This window comes from Streptococcus suis, assembly GCF_002960445.1.
GTDB classification, from domain to species: Bacteria; Bacillota; Bacilli; order Lactobacillales; family Streptococcaceae; genus Streptococcus; species Streptococcus hyiners.
Window position 1 is genome coordinate 1 of record NZ_POJD01000419.1, and the last position, 277, is coordinate 277.

At 39.4% G+C, this 277-nt stretch carries 1 protein-coding gene; it reads left to right on the plus strand.

The features are described 5' to 3' along the window. Window positions 1-277, plus strand: a 277-nt coding sequence (locus C1G53_RS12345) for an enoyl-CoA hydratase/isomerase family protein (protein ID WP_192873138.1), incomplete at both ends; no start/stop codon positions are given.

Sequence of the window (277 nt, forward strand, 5' to 3'; positions counted from 1 at the left end):
TTCCGTAGCGATTCTAACTTTAAACAGACCGGAAGTGGCAAATGGTTTTAATATTCCTATGTGTGAAGAAATCTTAGAAGCAATCCGCCTTGCAGAAGGGGATGCCTCCGTCAAAATTTTACAAATTCAAGCACAGGGTTCCATTTTCTCCGTGGGTGGAGATTTAGTTGAGATGAAGCGTGCAGTTGATGATGATGATATTGCTTCTTTGGTAAAAATAGCAGAGCTGGTGAATGATATTTCGTTTGCGATGAAGAAATTGTCTAAAGTAGTCATT